General features: G+C 75.2%; 21 protein-coding genes, 1 tRNA gene and 1 other RNA gene. 9 read left to right on the top strand and 14 right to left on the bottom strand.

Annotated elements, in window-relative coordinates; translation table 11 throughout:
* A partial coding sequence (locus tag AB6N24_RS11165; RefSeq protein ID WP_412869472.1) for a bifunctional [glutamine synthetase] adenylyltransferase/[glutamine synthetase]-adenylyl-L-tyrosine phosphorylase occupies nt 1–2,015 on the bottom strand: 2,015 nt, incomplete at its 3' end.
* A 114-nt stretch (nt 2,016–2,129) separates the two neighbouring features.
* On the bottom strand, nt 2,130–3,467 hold the full coding sequence (gene glnA / locus AB6N24_RS11160; RefSeq protein WP_183294512.1) for a type I glutamate--ammonia ligase: 1,338 nt from the start codon (nt 3,465–3,467) through the stop codon (nt 2,130–2,132).
* 129 nt (nt 3,468–3,596) lie between these two features.
* On the opposite strand from glnA, the gene AB6N24_RS11155 reads away from it, so the two are divergent.
* The 3 genes from AB6N24_RS11155 to AB6N24_RS11145 all read left to right on the top strand — a co-directional run bounded on the left by AB6N24_RS11155 (nt 3,597) and on the right by AB6N24_RS11145 (nt 7,218).
* Nucleotides 3,597–5,255, top strand: a complete 1,659-nt coding sequence (locus AB6N24_RS11155) for an NAD+ synthase (protein WP_412869471.1) — start codon at nt 3,597–3,599, stop codon at nt 5,253–5,255.
* Between the two features lie 80 nt (nt 5,256–5,335).
* On the top strand, nt 5,336–6,148 hold the full coding sequence (panB, locus tag AB6N24_RS11150) for a 3-methyl-2-oxobutanoate hydroxymethyltransferase (RefSeq protein ID WP_412869470.1): 813 nt from the start codon (nt 5,336–5,338) through the stop codon (nt 6,146–6,148).
* A gap of 74 nt (nt 6,149–6,222) precedes the next feature.
* Nucleotides 6,223–7,218, top strand: a complete 996-nt coding sequence (locus AB6N24_RS11145) for an endonuclease/exonuclease/phosphatase family protein (protein WP_412869469.1) — start codon at nt 6,223–6,225, stop codon at nt 7,216–7,218.
* A 133-nt stretch (nt 7,219–7,351) separates the two neighbouring features.
* Here AB6N24_RS11145 and AB6N24_RS11140 read toward each other — a convergent pair whose 3' ends face one another.
* Complete coding sequence (locus tag AB6N24_RS11140) at nt 7,352–7,534, bottom strand: SPOR domain-containing protein (protein ID WP_412869468.1); 183 nt, start codon at nt 7,532–7,534, stop codon at nt 7,352–7,354.
* A gap of 87 nt (nt 7,535–7,621) precedes the next feature.
* Here AB6N24_RS11140 and map point away from each other — a divergent pair, with 87 nt between their 5' ends.
* From map to AB6N24_RS11120, 4 genes are all read left to right on the top strand, one after another.
* Complete coding sequence (gene map, locus AB6N24_RS11135; protein WP_412869467.1) at nt 7,622–8,494, top strand: type I methionyl aminopeptidase; 873 nt, start codon at nt 7,622–7,624, stop codon at nt 8,492–8,494.
* Nucleotides 8,491–9,300 (top strand): polyphosphate--glucose phosphotransferase, encoded by an 810-nt coding sequence (gene ppgK, locus AB6N24_RS11130; protein WP_412869466.1) that lies wholly within the window; start codon nt 8,491–8,493, stop codon nt 9,298–9,300. The genes map and ppgK overlap by 4 nt, the downstream gene beginning before the upstream one ends.
* A gap of 47 nt (nt 9,301–9,347) precedes the next feature.
* Nucleotides 9,348–10,106 (top strand): MBL fold metallo-hydrolase, encoded by a 759-nt coding sequence (locus AB6N24_RS11125; protein ID WP_412869465.1) that lies wholly within the window; start codon nt 9,348–9,350, stop codon nt 10,104–10,106.
* Between the two features lie 142 nt (nt 10,107–10,248).
* Nucleotides 10,249–10,659, top strand: coding sequence for a VOC family protein (locus AB6N24_RS11120; RefSeq protein ID WP_412869464.1), 411 nt, complete (start codon nt 10,249–10,251; stop codon nt 10,657–10,659).
* An 11-nt stretch (nt 10,660–10,670) separates the two neighbouring features.
* Here the strand turns inward: AB6N24_RS11120 and rnpB are convergent.
* Both rnpB and AB6N24_RS11110 read right to left on the bottom strand, forming a co-directional pair.
* Nucleotides 10,671–11,055, bottom strand: an RNA gene (gene rnpB, locus AB6N24_RS11115) — RNase P RNA component class A.
* Between the two features lie 57 nt (nt 11,056–11,112).
* A complete protein-coding gene (locus tag AB6N24_RS11110) occupies nt 11,113–11,496 on the bottom strand; it encodes a tautomerase family protein (protein WP_412869463.1) in 384 nt (127 codons plus the stop codon).
* Nucleotides 11,497–11,561: 65 nt separating this feature from the next.
* Between AB6N24_RS11110 and AB6N24_RS11105 the strand changes: the two genes are divergently transcribed.
* Entirely contained in the window at nt 11,562–12,344 is a 783-nt protein-coding gene (locus AB6N24_RS11105) for a YaaA family protein (protein WP_412869462.1), read from the top strand.
* Nucleotides 12,345–12,499: 155 nt separating this feature from the next.
* Here the strand turns inward: AB6N24_RS11105 and AB6N24_RS11100 are convergent, their stop codons facing one another.
* The 9 genes from AB6N24_RS11100 to AB6N24_RS11060 form a co-directional block, all read right to left on the bottom strand.
* On the bottom strand, nt 12,500–13,720 hold the full coding sequence (locus tag AB6N24_RS11100) for a bifunctional RNase H/acid phosphatase (protein WP_412869461.1): 1,221 nt from the start codon (nt 13,718–13,720) through the stop codon (nt 12,500–12,502).
* On the bottom strand, nt 13,720–14,460 hold the full coding sequence (locus AB6N24_RS11095) for a zinc ribbon domain-containing protein (protein ID WP_412869460.1): 741 nt from the start codon (nt 14,458–14,460) through the stop codon (nt 13,720–13,722). Before AB6N24_RS11095 ends, AB6N24_RS11100 begins: the two co-directional genes overlap by 1 nt.
* The gene (locus AB6N24_RS11090; RefSeq protein ID WP_412869459.1) at nt 14,457–15,671 is read right to left on the bottom strand and encodes a Nif3-like dinuclear metal center hexameric protein; all 1,215 of its coding nucleotides are present in this window, start codon (nt 15,669–15,671) and stop codon (nt 14,457–14,459) included. The genes AB6N24_RS11095 and AB6N24_RS11090 overlap by 4 nt, the downstream gene beginning before the upstream one ends.
* 10 nt (nt 15,672–15,681) lie before the next feature.
* Entirely contained in the window at nt 15,682–16,578 is an 897-nt protein-coding gene (locus tag AB6N24_RS11085) for an MOSC domain-containing protein (protein ID WP_412869458.1), read from the bottom strand.
* Between the two features lie 60 nt (nt 16,579–16,638).
* On the bottom strand, nt 16,639–17,013 hold the full coding sequence (locus tag AB6N24_RS11080) for a DoxX family protein (RefSeq protein ID WP_412869457.1): 375 nt from the start codon (nt 17,011–17,013) through the stop codon (nt 16,639–16,641).
* Between the two features lie 79 nt (nt 17,014–17,092).
* Nucleotides 17,093–17,668: a TetR/AcrR family transcriptional regulator gene (locus tag AB6N24_RS11075; protein WP_412869456.1), complete on the bottom strand. Its 576-nt coding sequence runs from the start codon at nt 17,666–17,668 to the stop codon at nt 17,093–17,095.
* 89 nt (nt 17,669–17,757) lie between these two features.
* Nucleotides 17,758–17,831 (bottom strand) — tRNA-Val (locus AB6N24_RS11070).
* A gap of 36 nt (nt 17,832–17,867) precedes the next feature.
* Nucleotides 17,868–18,359, bottom strand: coding sequence for a peroxiredoxin (locus AB6N24_RS11065; protein ID WP_412869455.1), 492 nt, complete (start codon nt 18,357–18,359; stop codon nt 17,868–17,870).
* Nucleotides 18,356–18,778, bottom strand: coding sequence for a DUF3052 domain-containing protein (locus AB6N24_RS11060; protein ID WP_412869454.1), 423 nt, complete (start codon nt 18,776–18,778; stop codon nt 18,356–18,358). Before AB6N24_RS11060 ends, AB6N24_RS11065 begins: the two co-directional genes overlap by 4 nt.
* Nucleotides 18,779–19,083: 305 nt before the next feature.
* On the opposite strand from AB6N24_RS11060, the gene aceE reads away from it, so the two are divergent.
* The gene (gene aceE, locus AB6N24_RS11055) at nt 19,084–21,828 is read left to right on the top strand and encodes a pyruvate dehydrogenase (acetyl-transferring), homodimeric type (RefSeq protein WP_183294497.1); all 2,745 of its coding nucleotides are present in this window, start codon (nt 19,084–19,086) and stop codon (nt 21,826–21,828) included.
* The last annotated feature ends 31 nt before the right edge of the window (nt 21,829–21,859 follow it).

The following is a 21,859-nucleotide window of genomic DNA, read 5'->3' as shown; positions in this document are numbered from 1 at the left end:
CGCCGGCGCAGGGCCCGCAGCGCGGTCGCCGCGGGCGTCGGCTCGTGCGCGCGTGTGAGCACCGCGTCCGCCTCGGCGGTGAGCCGCTCGTGCGTGCGGGGCTCGAGCTCGCCGTCGCCCGCGAGCCACGTCACCGACTCGGGCGAGCGCGAGAGCGCGTCGGCGACGTACCGGGACGTCGAGAGCACGCGCGCGAGGCGCTGCGCCGCCGTCCCGGAGTCCCGCAGGAGCTTGAGGTACCAGTGCGTCGTGCCGAGCTCGTCGGACAGGCGGCGGAACGCGAGCAGCCCGGCGTCCGGGTCGGCGCCGTCGGCGAACCAGCCGATCATGACGGGGAGCAGCTGCCGCTGGATCGCGGCGCGGCGCGAGATGCCCTCCGTCAGCGCCGCGATGTGCCGCAGCGCGCCCGCGGGGTCCTTGTAGCCGATCGCGGCGAGCCGGGCGCGCGCGGCCTCGGGCGCGAGGCGGGCCTCCTCGGTCGAGAGCTGGGCGGTCGCCGGCAGGAGCGGGCGGTAGAACAGCTCCTCGTGCAGGCGCCGGACCTCGCGCCGCACCGTGCGCCACCGCTCGTCGAGCCCTGCGGCACCTTCGGCGCGCATCCCGACCGAGCGGGCGAGCCGGCGCAGGTCCGCCTCGGCGGTCGGCATGAGGTGCGTCCGCTGGAGCCGGTGCAGCTGGATGCGGTGCTCCAGCGCGCGCAGCAGCCGGTAGCAGACAGCGAGCTGGGCGGCGTGCTCGCGGCCGACGTAGCCTCCGGCCGCGAGCGCGGCCAGCGCGGTCAGCGTGTTGGGGCTCCGGATCGTCTCGTCGGCGCGCCCGTGCACGAGCTGGAGGAGCTGCACGGTGAACTCGACGTCGCGCAGGCCACCGACGCCGAGCTTGAGCTGCCGGTCGGCCTCGGCGGCGGGCACGTGGTGCTCGACGCGGCGACGCATCGCCTGCGAGTCCTCGACGAAGTTCTCGCGCTGCACCGCCGACCACACGAGCGGGTTGACGAGCTCGACGTACTCGCGTCCCAGCGCGACGTCCCCCGCGAGGGGGCGCGCCTTGAGCAGCGCCTGGAACTCCCACGTCTTGGCCCAGCGCTCGTAGTAGGCGCGGTGGCTCGCGACCGTGCGGACCAGCGGCCCGTTCTTGCCCTCGGGCCGCAGCGCCGCGTCGACGGGCCACAGCGCCGGCTCGGCCGACGCCGTCGAGCACGCGCGCGCCAGCCCGGTCGCGAGGCGCGCGCCGACCGCGAGCGCCTCGTCCTCGCCGACGCCGTCGACCGGCTCCGCGACGTAGATGACGTCGACGTCGCTCACGTAGTTGAGCTCGCGGCCCCCGGCCTTGCCCATCCCGATGACCGCGAGGCGCACCCCGAGCCCGTGGTCGTCGAGGTCGGAGCGGGCGATCGCGAGCGAGGCCTCGAGCGCGGCCGCCGCGAGGTCCGCGAGCGCCGCGGCGACCCCGGGGAGCCGGCTGAGCGGGTCGGTCGCCGTCAGGTCCGTCGCGGCGATCCGGAGCAGCCGGGCCCGGTACGCGCGGCGCATCGCGTCGACGCCGGGCGAGCCCACGACGGCGGCCACCGGCACGTCCGCGGCCGGGTCGGCGCCGACGGCCTCGAGCAGCTCGGCACGCACGTCCGCGGCGCTCACGCCCGTCCCCGCCGTGTCGTCGGCGAGGAGCTCGAGGTTGCCGGGGTGGGCCGCGAGCGTGTCCCCGAGGGCCACCGAGGAGCCGACCACGGCGAGCAGCCGGTCCCGGCCCTCGCTCGGCGACCCGAGCAGCCCGCGGAGCACGCCCGCGTGCGCGGGGTCGGCCGACGAGACGCAGGCGCCCGCGATCTTGGCCAGAGCGAGCAGCGCGTGGTCGGGGTCCGCGACCTCCGAGAGCGGCCCGAGGAGCGCCTCCGGCTCGTCCACAACGACCGCGAGCGCGGCGTCGGCCAGCAGCCGCTCCGCGCGCGCGGCGTCGGCGAAGCCGGACCGGGTCAGCCGTCCGGCCAGGGTGCTGCCGCGCCCGCCGGCGCTCAGGGTGCTCACGGCGTCACGCTACCCATGGCGGACGCGAGACGGCGCACCGCGCGCGGCGGCTGACGCTGTCCGCGCCGGGCGGCGACGCGGACGCGGCCGTCGCCCACGAGCGCGTCAGAGGACCGGCAGGAACCGCTGCAGCTCGTACGGCGTGACCTGCGAGCGGTACTCCTCCCACTCGCGGCGCTTGTTGCGCAGCACGTAGTCGAACACGTGCTCGCCGAGCGTCTCGGCGACCAGCTCCGACTTCTCCATGACGCCGATCGCGTCGACGAGCGACGTCGGCAGCGGCTCGATGCCGAGCGCGCGGCGCTCCGCGTCCGTGAGCTCCCAGACGTCGTCCTCGGCTCCCTCGGGGAGCTCGTAGCCCTCCTCGATGCCCTTGAGGCCGGCCGCGAGCATGACCGCGAAGGCGAGGTACGGGTTCGTCGCCGCGTCGACCGCGCGGTACTCGATGCGGCTCGAGTTGCCCTTGCCGGGCTTGTACATCGGCACGCGCACGAGCGCCGAGCGGTTGTTGTGCCCCCAGCAGATGAAGCTCGGGGCCTCGGAGCCGCCCCAGAGCCGCTTGTAGGAGTTCACGAACTGGTTCGTCACCGCGGTGATCTCGGCGGCGTGGCGCAGCAGGCCCGCGATGAAGCTGCGGGCGACCTTCGAGAGCTCGAGGTGTGCGCCCGGCTCGTGGAACGCGTTGCGGTCGCCCTCGAACAGCGACAGGTGCGTGTGCATGCCGGAGCCGGGCTGGTCCGCGAGCGGCTTCGGCATGAACGACGCGAAGACGCCCTGCTCGAGCGCGACCTCCTTGACCACCGTGCGGAACGTCATGATGTTGTCGGCCGTCGTCAGCGCGTCGGCGTAGCGCAGGTCGATCTCGTTCTGGCCGGGGCCCGCCTCGTGGTGGGAGAACTCGACCGAGATCCCCATCGACTCCAGCATGGTGATCGCCGCGCGCCGGAAGTCGTGCGCCGTGCCGCGCGGGACGTGGTCGAAGTAGCCACCCGAGTCGACCGGCACGAGCGGGACCAGCGGGTCGGCGGGCGCCTCGAACAGGTAGAACTCGACCTCGGGGTGCGTGTAGAAGGTGAACCCCTGCGCGCTGCCCTTCGCGAGCGCGCGCTTGAGGACGTTGCGGGAGTCCGCGAGCGACGGCTCGCCGTCCGGCGTGAGGATGTCGCAGAACATGCGCGCGGTGCCGTGCCGCTCGCCGCGCCACGGGAGCACCTGGAACGTGCTCGGGTCCGGCTTGGCGATCATGTCCGCCTCGTACACGCGCGTGAGCCCCTGGATCGAGCTCCCGTCGAAGCCGATGCCCTCCGCGAAGGCGGCCTCGAGCTCGGCCGGCGCGATCGCGACCGACTTGAGGATCCCGAGCACGTCGGTGAACCAGAGCCGGATGAAGCGGATGTCCCGTTCCTCGACCGTGCGGAGCACGAACTCCTGCTGCCTGTCCATGCGGTACATCCTGCCTGATGGACCGGGCGTTCCGGCGCCGGACCGCGCCGGGTGCACCCGATCGAACCCCGGCGCCGGGCTCCCCCGCCCTGCGGCGTGCGTCGGCGCGGCACCCTCTAGGCTCGGCGCATGGCCCACCTGCGCATCGCCCTGGCCCAGATCGACACCTGCGTCGGCGACCTCGACGCGAACAGCGGTGCGGTGCTCGACTGGTCCCGCCAGGCTGCGGACGCGGGTGCCGACCTCGTGGTCTTCCCCGAGATGACGATCACCGGGTACCCGATCGAGGACCTCGCGCTGCGGGCGTCATTCCGCCGCGGGGCCGAGGCCGCGCTGCACCGGGTCGCCCGCGAGCTCGACGCCGCGGGCCTCGGCCACCTCGCCGTGCTCGTCGGGTCGGTCGGCGAGAAGACGACGCGCGAGCACGACGGCGCGCCGGCGCGCCCGACCAACCAGGCGGTGCTCCTCCAGCACGGCGCGGTGCGGACGCGCTACGACAAGCACCACCTGCCGAATTACGGCGTGTTCGACGAGTTCCGGATCTTCGCCCCCGGCGACGGCGTGTGCGTGCTCGACGTGCGCGGGCGGCGGGTCGGCGTCGTGATCTGCGAGGACATCTGGCAGGACGGCGGCCCCGTCTCGCAGATGGACGAGAACGAGGTGTCGCTGCTCGTCGTGCTCAACGGCTCGCCGTTCGAGGAGGGCAAGGGGCACGTGCGCACCGAGCTCGCCGCGCGCCGGGCCCGCGAGGTCGAGGCCCCGGTCGCGTACTGCAACATGGTGGGCGGCCAGGACGACCTCGTGTTCGACGGCGGGTCGTTCGTCGTCGGCGCCGACGGCCGGCTCCTCGCGCGGGCGCCGCAGTTCCACGAGCACCTGCTGGTCTGGGACCTCGTCGAGGACGACGAGGAGCCGGCGACCGGCGAGATCGCCCCGCCCCTGCACCCCGACCAGGAGATCTACCAGGCGCTCGTGGCCGGGCTCGTCGGGTACGTCCGCAAGAACGGCTTCCGCTCGGTCGTGCTCGGGCTGTCCGGCGGCATCGACTCCGCGCTCGTCGCCGCCCTCAGCGCGGACGCGGTGGGCGGCGGCAACGTCGTGGGCGTCTCGATGCCGTCGCGGCACTCCTCCGAGCACTCGAAGGACGACGCGGCCGACCTCGCGAAGCGCATCGGCGCCGACTACCGCGTGCAGCCCATCGGTCCGATGGTCGACGCGTTCGAGGGCGAGATGCACCTCGAGGGCATCGCGGCGGAGAACCTGCAGGCGCGCGTGCGCGGCGTGATCCTCATGGGCCTGTCCAACGCGGAGGGCCACCTCGTGCTCGCGACGGGCAACAAGTCCGAGCTCGCGGTCGGCTACTCGACGATCTACGGCGACGCCGTCGGCGGCTACGCGCCGCTCAAGGACGTCGACAAGTCGCGCGTCTGGGCGCTCGCCCGGTGGCGCAACGACGCGGCGATCGACGCCGGGTCGATCCCGCCGATCCCGGAGAGCTCGATCACCAAGCCGCCGTCGGCCGAGCTGCGCCCGGGTCAGGTCGACCAGGACTCGCTGCCGCCGTACGACCTGCTCGACGAGGTGCTCGACGCGTACGTCGAGCACGCCGAGGGCCGTGCCGAGCTCCTCGCCCGCGGGTTCGACCCCGAGGTGGTCGACAAGGTGCTCCAGCTCGTCGACCGGGCGGAGTGGAAGCGGCGGCAGTACCCCCTCGGGCCCAAGGTCACGGCGCTCGCGTTCGGCCGCGACCGCCGCCTGCCCATCACGACGCGGTGGCGCGAGCCCTGAGGGGGCGCCACGACCCCGACCCACCCGGGGCGCACACCGGCGTGCGCCCGACCCATCCCGGACGACCAGGAGCAGCGGCGATGAGCGAGACCCCCAAGCGCGTGCGCGTGCACCACCTGCGCGAGGCGAAGGAGCGCGGGCACAAGCTCACGATGCTCACCGCCTACGACGCCCCGACGGCGCGGATCTTCGACGAGGCCGGCATCGACCTGCTGCTCGTGGGCGACTCGATCGGCAACACGATGCTCGGCCACGAGACGACCATCCCGGTCACGGTCGACGAGCTGATCCCCGCGGTGCGCGCGGTCACGCGTTCGGTGCGCCGCTCGCTCGTCGTGGCCGACCTGCCGTTCGGGTCGTACGAGGCCGGCCCGCAGCAGGCGCTCGAGACGGGCGTGCGGTTCTTCAAGGAGGCGCACGCGCACGCGGTCAAGCTCGAGGGCGGCAAGCGGTGCGCCGCGCAGGTCCGCGCGCTGACCGACGCGGGCATCCCCGTCGTCGGGCACCTCGGCTTCACGCCGCAGTCCGAGAACATCCTCGGCGGCAAGCGCGTCCAGGGCCGCGGCGACACGGCGGCCGCGACGCTCAGCGAGGACGCGCTCGCCCTCCAGGAGGCCGGCGCCGTCGCGGTGGTCCTCGAGATGGTGCCCTCGTACGTCGCGGCGCGCGTGACGGAGATCCTCGAGATCCCGACGATCGGCATCGGCGCCGGCCCGCAGTGCGACGGCCAGGTGCTCGTGTGGCTCGACATGGCGGGCATGGGCGACTGGTCGCCGCGGTTCGCGAAGCAGTACGCGCAGGTCGGCCGGCTCCTCGGGGAGGCCGCCCGCGCCTACGCCGACGACGTGCGCTCGGGCGGGTTCCCCGACGCGGCGCACTCGTTCGAGAGCTGAGCACCACGACGCCCGGGCCGGCCCCCGAGCCGGCTCGGCGCCCGCGCCCCGGCCGACGGCTCGCCGCCTGGGCGATGCCGCTCGTCCTGCTGGGCGTGGTCGTGGTCCTCGTGGCCCCCGGGACCTTCGACGCGGCGGGACGGGTCGTCGGCGCGCACCTCGTGGCGTTCCGGATGCCCGTCGCGCTCGGCCTGCTGGTGCTGGGCGTCGCGGTGCTGCTCGTGCCACGCGTGCGGCGCTCCCCCGTGGGTGCGGTGTCGGCCGCGGTGCTCCTGGTCGGGGCGGCGGCGCAGCTCGGCGTCCTGGCCGCCCGGGGCTGGGACGGCGACGCCACCGCGGCGCGGCAGGACGGGGACGTGGTGGTGCTCGCGTTCAACACCCTCGGCGTGGTCACGTCCGAGGACCTCGCGCCGCTCGTGCTCGAGCACCGCGCGGACGTGGTCGTGCTCCCCGAGACCGTGCCCGCGACGGCCAGGGCCACGGCGGCGCTGCTCGAGGACGCCGGCCGTCCGGTGTGGGTCTTCGGGCGGAGCACGCAGGGCAGCACCCCGGTCGCCTCGACGGCCTTGCTCGTGACGACCGACCTCGGCCGGTACGAGGTGACCGCCGAGCTGCCGACGATGCTGGGCGGCTTCCGCGCCGACCCCGTCGCGAGCGACGCCGCCCCGGCCCGGGGGGCTCACGCCGGGACGGCCGGGCGCTCGCCGCTCGTCGTCGCCGCCCACCCGACGGCACCGTTCTCGCTCGCCGCGATGGACGACTGGCGGCGGGAGACGAGTCTCGTCGCGCAGACGTGCGACGGGACGGCGGGCATCGTCGTCGCGGGCGACCTCAACGCGACGCTCGACCACCCCGGCCTGCGCGACCTCGGCTCGTGCGTGGACGCCGCGGAGTCCGCCGGGGCCGCCGCGCTGGGCACGTGGCCGGCCGCGATGCCGAGCTGGCTGTCGACGCCGATCGACCACGTGCTCGTCGACCCGGAGGTCTGGGACGTCGTCGGCTTCGACGTCCTCCCCGCCGTCGGAGGCAGCGACCACCGCCCCGTCGTGGCGCACCTGCGGCCGCGCTGACGCACCGGCAGCCGACGCACCGGCACGCGGGGCGCGAGGCCGCTGCGGGGAGCCGGACCGAGCGAGATCGGACCGAGCCGGGCCACCGAGCCGTGCGAGGGCCGGTCCGAGCTGCGCCGACCAGCGCCGCGCCTCAGCGCCGGCGCTCGTCCTCCTCGTCCCACGCGCGCGTCCGCGCCTTCGCCTGGTCGAGCGCGTGCTCGGCGGCCTCGCGCGACGGGTACGGGCCCATCCGGCCGCTCCAGTCGGAGACCTTGCCCTCCTCGACCTGGCCGGTCTCGGTGTTGTAGTAGAACTCGCGGTCCGTCCCGGTCATGGTTCCTCCGCCGGTCTCGGGGCACCCGCCGGTGCCTTCCTGCTGCTCAGCCGCCGTTCCGCGGCACCTCTCCGTAGACTGCCACTCATGTCGACCCTGCACGCGTCGAGACCGGCGCTGGTCCCCGGGACCGTGAGCCCGCGCCGCGACGTGCCCCCCTCGATCGCGCGGCCCGAGTACGTGGGCCGCCCCGGTCCGGCTCCGTACACCGGGAGCGACGTCGTCGACCCCGAGACGGTCGAGCGCATCCGTGTCGCCGCGCGGATCGCCGCGCAGGCGCTCGAGGAGGTCGGGCGGCACGTCGCTCCCGGCGTGACGACCGACGAGCTCGACCGCGTCGGGCACGAGTTCCTGCTCGACCACCACGCCTACCCGTCGACGCTCGGCTACCGCGGCTTCCCGAAGTCGCTGTGCACCTCGGTCAACGAGGTGGTCTGCCACGGCATCCCCGACTCGACGGTGCTCCTCGAGGGCGACCTCGTGAACGTCGACATCACGGCGTACGTGGGCGGGGTGCACGGCGACAACAACGCGACGTTCGGCGTCGGCGAGCTCGACGAGGAGTCCGCGCTGCTCGTCGAGCGGACCCGCGAGGCGCTCGCCCGGGCCATCAAGGCGGTCGTGCCCGGGCGCGAGATCAACGTGATCGGGCGGGTCATCGAGAAGTACGCGCAGCGCTTCGGGTACGGCGTCGTGCGCGACTACACCGGTCACGGGGTCGGCGAGGCGTTCCACACCGGGCTCGTCGTGCCGCACTACGACGCCGCGCCGGCGTACGCGACCGTGATCGAGCCCGGGATGGTGTTCACGATCGAGCCGATGCTCAACCTCGGGACGCCCGACTGGGTCCTGTGGGACGACGGCTGGACCGTCGTGACCGCCGACGGCCGCCGCAGTGCCCAGTTCGAGCACACCCTGCTCGTCACCGAGACCGGGACGGAGATCCTGACGCTGCCATGAGCAAGCACCACGAGAAGGACCACGAGAAGACGCACGGCACGGGCGCCCAGCGCTCGGCCGGCACGGCGTTCGGCATCGACATCGGCGGGAGCGGCATCAAGGGCGCGCCCGTCGACCTGAGCACCGGTGAGTTCAGCGCCGACCGCGTCCGCATCCCGACCCCGCAGCCCGCGACCCCCGACGCCGTCGCGCGCACCGTCGCGGAGGTCGTCGACGCGTTCCAGCTCCCGCCCGAGCTGCCCGTCGGCGTGACGTTCCCGGCGGTGATCCTGCACGGCGTCGCGCAGTCCGCCGCGAACGTCGACAAGTCGTGGATCGGCACGAACGTCGAGGAGGTCGTCGCGCAGGCGACCGGCCGGCGCGTCGTCGCGGTGAACGACGCCGACGCGGCGGGGTACGCCGAGACCGTGTACGGCGCCGCGCACGACCAGAAGGGCGTGGTGCTGGTCGTGACGCTCGGCACGGGCATCGGCTCCGCCCTGATCGTCGACGGGCACCTCGTGCCCAACACCGAGCTCGGGCACCTCGAGATCGACGGGCACGACGCCGAGTCGCGCGCGGCCGACAGCGCGCGCGAGCGCGAGGACCTGGACTACGCGCAGTGGTCGGCACGGCTGCAGCGCTACTTCCGTGTCGTCGAGGACCTGTTCTGGCCCGACCTCATCGTGGTCGGCGGCGGCGTCAGCAAGCACCACGCGAAGTTCCTCCCGCTGCTCGACCTGCGCACGCGCATCGTGCCCGCCGAGCTGCGCAACGCCGCGGGCATCGTCGGCGCGGCCGCGCTCGCGGCGCAGGCCCGGCACTGACGGCGCCGGTGACTCCCCCGGTGCGGCTCACTCGGGTCGCGCCGGGGGTGCACACCGTCACGGCGGAGATCTGGACGACGCTCAGCACGGTCGTCGACGGGCCCGACGGCACCTGCCTCGTCGTCGACCCCGCGATCACGCCTGCCGAGGTCGACGCGCTCGCGGACGCGCTCGACGCGACCGGCCGGCGCGTCGTCGCCGGCTTCTCGACGCACCCGCACTGGGACCACGTGCTGTGGTCGCCGCGCTGGCCGGGCGTGCCGCGGTGGGCGACGCGGACGGCGGTCGACGCGCTGCGACGCACGCGGACCTCGGACCTCGCGAAGGCCGACGACGCGGCGCCGGGCCACGACCCCGACCTGTTCGGCGTGCTGACGACGCTCGGCGCCGACGGGACCACGGTGCCCTGGGACGGCCCGGCGGTGCGGGTGCTCCCCCACCGCGGGCACTGCCCCGGCCACGCGGCGCTGGTGCTGCCCGAGGCCGGGGTGCTGCTCGCGGGCGACATGCTCTCCGACCTCGAGATCCCGCTGCTCGACGTCGACGCCGAGGACCCCGTCGGGGACTACGTCGCGGCGCTCGACCTCCTCGAGGCGGCCGCCGAGGCCGACGGCGTCCAGGTGCTGGTCCCGGGCCACGGGCACGTCGGGGACCGCGCCGAGCTCGCCCGCCGGCTCGCCGTCGACCGGGCGTACCTCGACGCGCTCGTCCACGGGCGGACGCCCGACGACAGCCGGCTCGGCACCCCGTGGCTCGCGCAGGAGCACGCACGGCACGTCGAGCGGCTCGGGCGCCAGGGCGTCTGAGGCGGTGGCGGGCGCTCGGGCCGCACGTCACCCGGGCGCGCCGCCGGACCGGAGCGCAGGAGCCGGGAGGCGGGAGCCGCGGTGCGGGCACGCGCCCGCGCGCCGTGTCGCCGCCCACGTGCGCCGGGTCTAGCGTCGGCCCATGGGACTCGTCGTCGACACCCTGTCCATCGACTGCGCGGCGCCGCGCAGGCTCGCGGAGTGGTGGGCTCAGGCCCTGGGATGGCAGGTGCTCGAGGACGAGGACCCGGACGACGACGAGGTCGCGATCGGCGACCCGTGGGGGTCACCGCTGACGATCCTCTTCCTCCAGGTCCCGGAGGCGAAGACGATCAAGAACCGCCTGCACCTCGACCTGCGCCCGCCGGACGGCTCCGACCAGCAGACGGAGCTCGGCCGCCTGCTCGGGCTCGGCGCCCGGCGGATCGACGTCGGGCAGGAGACGAGCGTGAGCTGGGTCGTGCTGGCCGACCCCGAGGGCAACGAGTTCTGCCTCTTGCAGTCCACGCCGGCCGAGCTCGCGGCGGAGGCGGCCGCGCGGCGGGACGGCTGACGCGACCGGAGCGGATGAGCTGGCCGGTACGCCGGGTTCTGTGCCCGCGCGCGGTTGCCCCCGCGCGGGTGACGGCCATCCATCTACGACGTACGTTGCCGCACGCCTCCAGCGGCCTACCCGGGAGCTCGGGCGGGCAGCCCTCGGACGCTCCCTGTCTGGCCTTGCTCCGGGTGGGGTTTACCTAGCCGCACCGGTCACCCGGCACGCTGGTGGTCTCTTACACCACCCTTTCACCCTTACCCCGCCTGCCCCGGAGGGCGGGCGTGGCGGTCTTCTCTCTGTGGCACTGTCCCGCGGGTCGCCCCGGGTGGGTGTTACCCACCACCCTGCCCTGTGGAGCCCGGACGTTCCTCGGCGGGCCCGGGGGCCCGACGCGGCCGTCTGGCCAGCTCATCCGGGACCAGCCTAGTGCGCCTCGGCGCCCGAGGGAGCCGCACGGCGGCGACCGGGTCAGACGTCGACGCGGTACCCGAGCGTGAGCTCGTCGCCGGCGACCCCGCGGATGCCCCAGCTCGCGGGCGGGCTCTCCAGGATGACGACCTCGAGGTCGTCGGCGTCGAGCCCGAGCGCCGGCGCCACGTCGTCGAAGAACGCGGCGATGAGCGCGCGCCGGGCGGCGGGGCTGCGTCCGGTGAAGCACACGATCTCCACGACGAGGTAGGCCGGCGAGCGCGGTGCGACGAGGTCCTCGGCGTCCAGCAGCAGGAACCGGTGGAACCGCTTGTCCTCGGGGAGCTGCCACGCGCCGACGAGCGCGGCGTGCACCGCGTCGGACACCTCGCGCCGCCGGGGCGCCCAGACGTCGCGGCGCCCGTAGATCTTGACCTGAGCCATGCCCACCTCCGGGTCGCGGCCGCGGCGCGTCGTCGCCCGCGGTGCGCGCAGCCTAGAGTCTTCGGGTGCTCGTGCTCCTGCCGCCCTCGGAGGGCAAGACCGCGCCGGCGCGCGGCCCGGCCCTCGACCTCGACGCCCTGTCCTCCCCCGACCTCGGGCCGGTGCGCCGCAAGGTGCTCGACGCGCTCGTCGAGGTGAGCGCGCGACCCGACGCGACGACCGTGCTCGGTGCCGGGGCGTCGCTCGCGGGCGAGGTCGCCCGCAACGTGACGCTGCGCGAGGCGCCGGCGGCACGGGCGTCCCGCGTGTACACCGGCGTGCTGTACGCCGCCGCGGGGCTCGACGACCTGCCGCGCCGCGCGCGCGAGCGGTCGGCTCGGGCCGTACGGACCGTGTCCGCGCTCTGGGGGCTGGTCTCCCCGGCGGACCGCATCCCCGCGTACCGGCTCTCGATGGGCACGGAGCTGCCGGGCGTCGGTCCGCTCGCCCCGGCCTGGCGTGACCCGCTCGCCGCCGAGCTCGACTCCGCCACCCGGGGCGAGCTCGTCGTCGACTGCCGCTCCGCGGCGTACCTCGCCGCGTGGCGCCCACCCGCCGACGCCGACTGGGTCCAGGTACGGGTCCTCCGGGAGCTCGACGGGGTGCGCTCCGTGGTGTCCCACAACGCGAAGCACACGCGCGGCGTGCTCACGCGCCACCTGCTCGTGCGGCCCGGGCGCGAGCCGCGCTCCGCGGAGCAGCTCGCGGCGGCGGCCGCCGAGCTCCTGGCCGACGGCACGCTGCTCGACGTGGAGCTCGGCGCCCGCCCGCGCACCGGCGCCCGGGTGCTCTCGCTCGTCGTGCGCTGACGGCACGCCGGACCGGGCGTGCGCGGGTCGACCGGCCGCCAGGCAGCGCGCGTGCGCCGGTCGACCGCACGACGAGCGGACCGTGCGCCGGGTGGCGTGCCGGGGTCCGACCAGGGTCGTGCCGGCGCGACGCGCACCGCGGCGGGCACGCGGCGTCAGCGCGCGGGCGCCCAGCCCTCGCTCGGTGCGCCGGCGACCGCGACCTCGGTCCGCCCGTCCTCGAACAGCCGCACGATGCTCACGGACGCGGGTGCGACGCGGAGCTGGCTCCACGCCGACGGCTGCGCACGCATCGCGAGCCCGAGCGCCGCGCGGATCGCGACCGCGTGGCTCACGACGACGACGGTCCGGTCGACGCCGCCCGCGAGCAGCGCGTCGAGCCCGCCCTGGATGCGCCGGCCGACGTCCTCGATCGACTCCCCGCCGGGCGGGCGGACGTCGGCCCGGGTGTGCCACGGCACGAGCATCCCGGGCCAGCGCTCCTCGATCTCCTCGGCGGTGAACCCCTGCCAGGCGCCGAAGTCGGCCTCCCGGAACGCCGGCTCGGTGCGCACGGGCAGGCCGAGCCGCCGCGCGACGACAGCTGCGGTCTCCTGCGTGCGCACCATCGGGGAGGCGAGCAGCTCGGTCGGGTACGGGATGTCGCCCCACAGGTCGCGGCCCACGCGCCGGACGAGCTCCGCCGCCGCTGCGGCCTGCTCCCGCCCGTGCTCGTTGAGCGACGGGCCCGGCTCCGAGGAGCCCGAGTAGCCGCGGGAGACGGTCATCGTCGTCTCGCCGTGCCGCACGAGCACGACCGTGACGGGCTGGTCGTCGTCGAACCGGACCGCCGCGCCGGACGGGCGCGGGCCCCGCACGGGCGCGCCGTCACCGACGGGTGCCGGTGCGGGCGGCAGGCCCGGCGAGGGCGCGTCGGGGGTCGGGCCGGGGTCGCGCGAGACGGGGCCGCGCGTGTCCATCGCCTCGTTCGCGAGCGCGTCGGCCGCCGAGTTCTCGGCACGCGGGACCCACGTGTAGGTCACCTGCCCGCGCGGGAGGACCTCGGCCGCGCGCCGGGCCAGGCGGCGCATGTCCTCGTGCTTGATCTGCCAGCGCCCCGACATCTGCTCGACGACCAGGCGGGAGTCCATCCGGACCTCGACGAGCGCCGCGGGGTCGATCTGCGCGGCCGCCTCGAGCCCGGCGACGAGCCCCGAGTACTCGGCGACGTTGTTGGTCGCGACCCCGAGGTGGTCGGCGCGCTCGGCGAGCACCTGCCCGGTGGCGGCGTCACGCACGAGGGCCCCGTAGCCGGCGGGCCCCGGGTTGCCGCGCGACCCGCCGTCCGCCTCGACGACGAGCCGGCGGGGCGAGCCCGCGGCGCCGCCCGACGTCATCAGAAGGCGTCCTCGCCGCGCACGAGGATGCGCCCGGAGTCCTCGCAGTACACGATCTCCTCGGGCGGGAGCGCCTTGATGCGCGCGAGCTCGGTGCCCGGCACCTGGAGCCCGCTGCCCTCGGACCGGCCGCGCCGCAGCGCCGCGACGGCCACGCCGCCGAGCCGGCCGCGCAGCCGCTCGTAGAGCGCGAGGAGCTTGTCGTCGAGCGGCGACGCGACCTCGGTCCGCTGCGCGGCGACCTTCTCGGCCTCGGCGTCGAGCTCGGCGAACGCGGCGTCCCGCTCGGCGACGAGCTCGGCCTTCTGCGCGACGACCTCGGCGTGCGCGGACGTCAGCCCGGCGAGGGCCGACTCGTGCGCCTCGAGCCGCTCCATGACCTCGAGCTCGACCTCCTCGAGCTCGTCCTGGCGGCGCGCGAGCGACGCGAGCTCGCTCTGCAGCGCCTGCAGGTCCTTGGGGCTGCCGGCCCCGGAGTCGAGCCGCGCCTGGTCGCGCGCCGCACGCGTGCGGACCTGCTCGACGTCGGTCTCGGCCTTGGTGACCTCGCGGCGCAGGTCGTTCGCGGCGGTGCGGGACGCGACGAGCGCGGTGTCGAGGTCGGCGAGGCGGCTGTCGACCTCCGCGAGGCGGGCCAGCACCGGGTGGGTGCGCTTGCGGTGCGCGATCTGGTCGAGGCGGGTGTCGAGCTGCTGCAGGTCGAGGAGCCTGCGCTGGTCCTCGGGGGGTGCGGTGGTCACGGGGCGGTTCCTTCCGACGACGGGGGGCGGTCCGGGCTCGGGACCCGGCCGGACCACGGATCGGTGCGCAGCGTGCTGACCCTGGTCTCCACCGTAGCGCCGGCGGCGCGGGCGTCCGCGCGCAGGTCGGCGGCGGCCCGCTCGAGCCACGGCCACTCCGAGGCGAAGTGCGCGGCGTCGACGAGGTACGGCGTCGCAGGCCTGCCCGGCGCGGCCTCGAACTCGGCGCGCTCGCGCAGCTCGGACGCGGGGTGGTGCCGCAGGTCGGCGGTGAGGTAGGCGTCGACGGCTGCGGCGCGCACGGCGTCGAACAGCGAGTCGCCCGAGCCCCCGAGCACCGCGACGCGCTCGACGACGCCGTCGGGGTCGCCCGCGAAGCGCACGCCCTGGGCCGTCGCCGGCAGTGCCTGCGCGACGCGCTCCGCGAAGCCCCGCAGCGTCGTCCGTGCGGACAGGCGCCCGACGCGCCCGAGCCCGGTCGAGCCGTCCTCGCGTGCGAGCTCGAGCACGTCGAACGCGACCTCCTCGTACGGGTGCGCCGCGCGCATCGCCGCGGTGACGGCGCGGCGCAGCCGCCGGGGCGCGACCATCTCGACACGCGCCTCGACGACCGTCGTGACCTCGCCCCGGCGGCCGATCGCGGGGTCGGCGCGCTCGGACGGGGTGAACGTGCCCTCCCCCGTGGTCCGCCACGCGCAGCGGCTGTACTCCCCGATGGCTCCGGCCCCCGCGGCGGCGAGCGCGTCGACGAGCCGCTCGGCGTCCGCGACCGGGACGAGCACGACGTGCTTGTCGAGCGCCTCGGCGGGCTGGGCCACGAGGGGCACCTGGTCGACGAGCCCGACGGCGTCGGCCAGCGCCTCGGCGACCCCGCCGTGCGCGGCGTCGGCGTTGGTGTGCGCGACGTGCATCGCCACGCCGGCCCGCACGAGCCGGTGCACCAGCGCCCCCTTGAACGTCGTCGCGGCGACCGAGGTCACCGGGCGCAGCAGCAGCGGGTGGTGCACGAGCACGAGGTCGGCACCCCAGGCGACGGCCTCGTCGACGACGGCGGCGACCGGGTCGACGGCGAGCAGGACCCTGCGCACCGGCTGGCGCGGGTCGCCGGTGACGAGCCCGACCGCGTCCCAGGACTCGGCGGTCGCGGGCGGGTACCGGCGCTCCAGGAGCCGCACGACCTCGGCGAGGGGCAGGGCGTCGTCGCGGGTCACGGACGGAACGCTACCCGCCGCGACGCTGCTCGCCGAGCACCATGACGGGGTCGCCGACCGCGACCCGTCCCGTGGTCACGGGCACCATCCGCACGCCGAACCACACCTTGCCGTCCCAGCGCCGGTGCCTCGCGAGCGTGCGCAGCGGCTCCTGCCCGCGCACGAGGGTCGTCGGGTCGACCGTCGTCATGACGCACCGGTCGCAGTGCTCGGCGAACCGGAGCTCGACGTCGCCCACCCGGATGCCGGGCCACGCGTCCTCCGCGAACGGCTCGACGTCGCCGTCGACCACGAGGTTCGGCCGGAAGCGCTCCATCGCGAGCGGCGCGTGGGAGTCGGCGGCACCCCGGTCCTCGTCGGTCCGGGGCGCCGCCGGGGAGGGCCTCCCGGGGACGGTCCGGGCCGGCGCCGCCGCGACCCACTCGTCGAGCCGGCGCAGCGACGCCACGACCGTCACGAGCACCGGGCCGTCGTCCGCGAGGCTCAGGACGTCGCCCGGGCGGCCGCCGTGGGCCGGGTCCACCGGGCGCCGCGCCGGGTCGTCCTGCCACACGAGGCGGACGTCGAGCCCGAGCACCGCGCGCAACCACGCGTCGGCGTCCGGTCCGGCCGCCCGCGCGCGGCCGACGCGCGACAGGCCCACGGCCACCGGCAGCCCGGCGACGGGCGGCGCGACGGACAGGTCCTCGTGCCCCGGGTGGGTCAGCACGACCCCGCCGCCGGGGGACGTCCGCGCGCTCAACCCGAGCAGGCCGGGGTGCCGCCGTGCGGTGACCGCAGCACCCTCGGGGTCGACGAGCATCCACCGGCGGTCGCCGCGCAGCCCCGCGCGCTCGACCTCGGCCGCCGCGACGGGCTCACCGCGCAGCGACTTCACGGGGTGGACGGTCAGGGCCGCGACGTGCACCGCGCGACGCTAGCAGGCCAGGACGCCGCGCCCGCCGCGCACCGGTCGCGCGCCGGGTCCTCACCCGGCCGGGACGCCCATGAAGGCGATCAGCGCGGTGGCGACGCACAGCGCCAGCATCCCGAGGGCGTTGACGAAGAGGTTCCGGCCGAGGTCCCGCGCCCGCACGTGCATGCCCACGGCGACGACGACGAAGTACGCGACAAGCGCCCCGCACGTGAGGGCGCCGAGGTACGGGACGACGAGGCCGAGCAGCAGGCCGCTCGCGGCGGCGAGCTTGAGCGGCGCCAGGACCCACCACCACCGCCGGGGGAACCCGACGTCGTCGAGGCACCGAGCCACGAAGGGCACCGGTCGCACGCATGTGGCCGCGTCGACGAGCTGCACCAGGGCGAGGACGAGCACGGGCCAGGCGGGGTCGGGGGTGGGCGGCATGGCGGCGCTCCTCTGCGGTCGTCTCCATACCATACCGTATGGTACGGAGACGCGACCGGGATCGACGGGCCGACTTCCCTCAGGCGCCGGTCGCTGGGTCCCCCTCGGGTACCAACGGCAGCAGCTGCTCCAGCACCGCCCGCAGCTCCGCCGCCCCGACCGGTGGCACCACCACGGCCGCGCCCACGAGAGCGAGGTACGGCAGCAGGGCCGCACGGCGCGCCTCGCCGGCCGACCCCGTGTGCGGCCGCCACACCCGCTCGAGCGCCTCCAGACGGGCGCCGTCGATCCGCGCCTGCACCGCGCGGGCGTCGTCGTCGGTCGTCGCCCACGCGCGCAGCGCGACGTCGAGCTCCGGCCGGTACAGCCCCGCGGCCGCCGGCTCGACGAGCGCCGTCAGGCGCGCGAGCACCGACCGGACGTCCCCGGCGTCGGCGGCCTGCGCGACCGCCGCGTCGACCGCCGCCACCGCGAGCCGCTCGACGTGCGCGAGGAGCGCGCGGCGGTACCCGTCGGCGCCGTCGAAGTGGTGGTGGAAGGAGCCCTTGGACAGGCCCAGCCGTGCGGCGAGCCGGTCGATCCGCAGCCCCGCGGACCCCTCGGCGGCCAGCACGCGCACACCCTCGTCGAGCCACCGGTCGCGCGCGTCTCCCACCTGGCGACCGTACCCCGCGGCTGGGGGCCGCCGGCGACGACGGCCCGCGCGCGGCCCACGCGGGTCGCCCGCAGCCGTCGGACGAGGGGTGGGCCCGGCCGGTTTCGAACCGGCGACCTCCGCGGTGTAAGCGCGGCGCTCTGACCAGCTGAGCTACAGGCCCCTTGCGACGGGGGCACAGCCTACCCGCCGCACACCCTCAGGCGGGGGGCGCCGGGAGCGCCGCGAGCGCCGCCCGGTACTCGGCGACGTCCCGCACGACGCCGCGCGGGTTGCGCACGCACCAGCGGACCACGCCCTCGGCGTCGACCAGGAAGCTCCCCCGCAGCGCGAGCCCGTGCGCCTCGTCGAACACCCCGTAGGCGCGGGCCACCTCGCCGTGCGGCCAGAAGTCCGAGAGCAGCGGGAAGGTGTAGCCCTCGTGCTCGGCCCACGCGCGCAGCGAGAACGTCGCGTCGCACGAGATCACGAGCAGCCGCGCGCCGGCGGCCTCGAGCTCGGCCAGGTCGTCGCGGAGCGCGCACAGCTCCTGCGTGCAGCGCCCCGAGAAGGCGAACGGAACGAAGACGACGAGCACGGGCGCCCCGCGCAGGCCCCCCAGGCGCACGGGGGTCCCGTGCGTGTCGTCGAGCGTGAAGTCCGGCGCCGGGTCACCGACGCCGACGGGCGCGTCGGGCCCGGACGGGCTCACTTGCCGCGGCCGCGCGTCCCGAGCCGCGTCGCGGACCAGTCGGAGGCGATCGCGAAGGTGCTCGTCGCGTGGAGCCCCGCGGTGGTCGCGGCCTCCTCGATGTCGCCGTGGTCGACGTGACCGGAGCGGCCGGGCTTGGGCGTGAACACCCAGATCGAGCCCCCGTCGTCCAGCACGGTCTGCGCGTCGACCAGCGAGTCGGTGAGGTCGCCGTCCTCCTCGCGCCACCAGATCACGACGGCGTCGGTGACGTCGTCGTAGTCCTCGTCGACGAGCTCGGTGCCGGTGGCAGCCTCGATCGCTGCGCGCAGGTCGTCGTCGACGTCGTCGTCGTACCCGAACTCCTGGATCACCTGACCGGAGGTGAAGCCCAGACGAACCGCTGCCTGCGTGGCCGCGTCGCCCGCGGTGCTTGCCACGTGCTGACCGTTCCCTTCCGTCGAGGCCGCCCAGAGGTGGCGACCTTTCGATTCCGCAAACCGTAGCCCACCGCACCGGGGCGCGCCGTGACAAGGCCCCCGGGAGAACCGGCGTGGCGCCGGTGTCGCGAGCGTCACGTCCCCCCGGGTGCCCCCGGTGTGACTTTCCGGCCCCGGGAGCAGGACAATGGGTGAACTACCCCGCGCCCGACGGCGCGCACTGCCGCGCACGAACGTCGGGACCGGGCCCAGGTGCGCGCAGGGGCCGACCAGGCGCCGCCGCGAACGAGAGGCGAGGAGCGCTGGTGGCTTCGACCGACGAGAGAGGGCCGCTCATCAACGGCCTGCTGAGCCAGGTACCCGACTTCGACCCGGAGGAGACCGGTGAGTGGGTCGAGTCGCTCGACGGCCTGATCGACGACCGCGGCGGGCCGCGGGCACGCTACGTGCTGCTGAGCCTGCTCAAGCGGGCCCGTGAGCGGAACATCGCGGTGCCCACGTCCGTGAACACGCCGTACGTCAACACGATCGGCGTGCACGAGGAGCCGTACTTCCCCGGCGACGAGGTCATGGAGCGGCGCTACCGCTCGTGGATCCGCTGGAACGCGGCCGTCATGGTCACGCGCGCGCAGCGCCCCGGCGTCGCGGTCGGCGGGCACATCTCCTCGTACGCGTCCGTCGCGACGCTGTACGAGGTGGGCCTCAACCACTTCTTCCGCGGCAAGGACCACGAGGGCGGCGGCGACCAGGTCTACTTCCAGGGCCACGCCTCCCCCGGCGTGTACGCGCGCGGGTTCCTCGAGGGTCGCCTCTCCGAGCACCAGCTCGACGGGTTCCGCCAGGAGCTCTCCCACCCCGGCGGCGGCCTGCCGTCCTACCCGCACCCGCGCCTCGCGCCCACGCTGTGGGAGTTCCCGACGGTCTCGATGGGCCTCGGCCCGGCGTCGGCGATCTACCAGGCGTGGACCAACCGCTACCTGCACCTGCGCGGCATCAAGGACACGAGCCAGCAGGACGTGTGGGCGTTCCTCGGCGACGGCGAGATGGACGAGCCGGAGAGCCGCGGCATGCTGCAGCTCGCGGCCCAGCAGGGCCTCGACAACCTGACCTTCGTCGTGAACTGCAACCTGCAGCGGCTCGACGGCCCGGTCCGGGGCAACGGCAAGATCATCCAGGAGCTCGAGGCGCAGTTCCGCGGCGCCGGCTGGAACGTCATCAAGGTCATCTGGGGCCGCGAGTGGGACGTCCTGCTCAACGCCGACAAGGACCGCGCGCTCGTCAACCTGATGAACGAGACGCGGGACGGCGACTACCAGACGTACAAGGCCAACGACGGCGCGTTCGTGCGCGAGCACTTCTTCGGCCGTGACCCGCGCACCAAGCAGCTCGTCGAGAAGATGACGGACGACGAGATCTGGGCCCTCAAGCGCGGCGGGCACGACTACCGCAAGCTCTACGCGGCGTACGCCGCGGCGCGCTCGCACACCGGGCAGCCCACCGTGATCCTCGCGCACACCATCAAGGGCTACGGCCTGGGCTCGGGCTTCGCGGGACGCAACGCGACGCACCAGATGAAGAAGCTCAAGGGCGACGACCTCAAGGCGCTGCGCGACTCGCTGCACATCCCGATCACGGACGAGCAGATCGACGCCGACCCGTACCTGCCGCCGTACTTCCACCCCGGCGCGGACGACCCGGCGATCCAGTACATGCTCGACCGGCGTCGCCAGCTCGGCGGGTTCGTGCCTGAGCGCCGCGAGAAGCACGTCCCGGTGCAGGTCCCGGGCGACAAGGTCTACGAGGGGCTCGCCAAGGGCTCGGGGACGCAGGAGGTCGCCACGACGATGGCGCTCGTGCGCCTGTTCAAGGACCTCGTCCGCGACAAGGAGTTCGGCCACCGGATCGTCCCGATCATCCCGGACGAGGCCCGCACGTTCGGCCTCGACGCGATCTTCCCGAGCGCCAAGATCTTCAACACGCAGGGCCAGCACTACCTCGCGGTCGACCGCGACCTCATGCTCTCCTACAAGGAGTCCGAGGCCGGCCAGATCATGCACACCGGCATCAACGAGGCGGGCTCGGCGGCGGCGTTCCAGGCGGTCGGCACGTCCTACGCGACGCACGGCGAGCCGCTCGTGCCGTTCTACTTCTACTACTCGATGTTCGGGTTCCAGCGCACGGGCGACCAGTTCTGGGCGGCCGGCGACCAGATGACCCGCGGCTTCCTCATCGGGGCCACCGCGGGCCGGACGACGCTGACCGGCGAGGGCCTGCAGCACGCCGACGGGCACTCGCCCGTCATCGCGGCGACCATGCCGCACGTCGTGCACTACGACCCGGCGTACGGGTACGAGATCCGGCACATCGTGCGCGACGGCATCGACCGCATGTACGGCCCCGACTCGGGCCGCGACCGGGACGTCATGTACTACCTCACGGTGTACAACGAGCCGATGCTCCAGCCGGCCGAGCCCGAGGGCGTCGACGTCGAGGGCATCCTGCGCGGCATCCACCGCGTGGCCGAGGCCGAGGGCGACGGGCCCCGCGCCCAGATCCTCGCGTCGGGCGTCGCGGTGCCGTGGGCGCTCGAGGCGCGGGAGCTGCTCGCGAACGACTGGGGCGTGCGCGCCGCGGTGTGGTCGGTCACGAGCTGGAACGAGCTGCGGCGCGACGGCCTGCGGGCCGACGAGCGGGCCTTCCTGCACCCCGGCGAGGAGCAGCACGAGGCGTACGTCACCACGAAGCTCCGCGGCTCCGAGGGTCCGTTCGTCGCGGTCAGCGACTTCGACCACCTCGTGCCCGACCAGATCCGCCAGTGGGTCCCGGGCACGTACGCGACGCTCGGTGCCGACGGCTTCGGGTTCTCGGACACGCGGCCGGCGACGCGGCGGCACTTCAAGATCGACGGCCCCTCGGTCGTCGTCCGCGTGCTGCAGCAGCTCGCCCGCGAGGGGCACGTGGCGCACGACGCCCCGGCCCAGGCGATCGAGCGGTACCGGCTGCACGACGTCACCGCCGGCACCTCCGGCAACGCGGGCGGGGAGTCCTGACGCGCGTGCCGTGAGGCGCTGACTGGAACGA

It is taken from the genome of Cellulomonas jepli (assembly GCF_047229345.1).
In the GTDB taxonomy this organism is placed as follows: Bacteria; Actinomycetota; Actinomycetes; order Actinomycetales; family Cellulomonadaceae; genus Cellulomonas_A.
The sequence above is the reverse complement of the archived record's forward strand: the minus strand, read 5'-3'. Positions and strand labels throughout refer to the sequence as shown.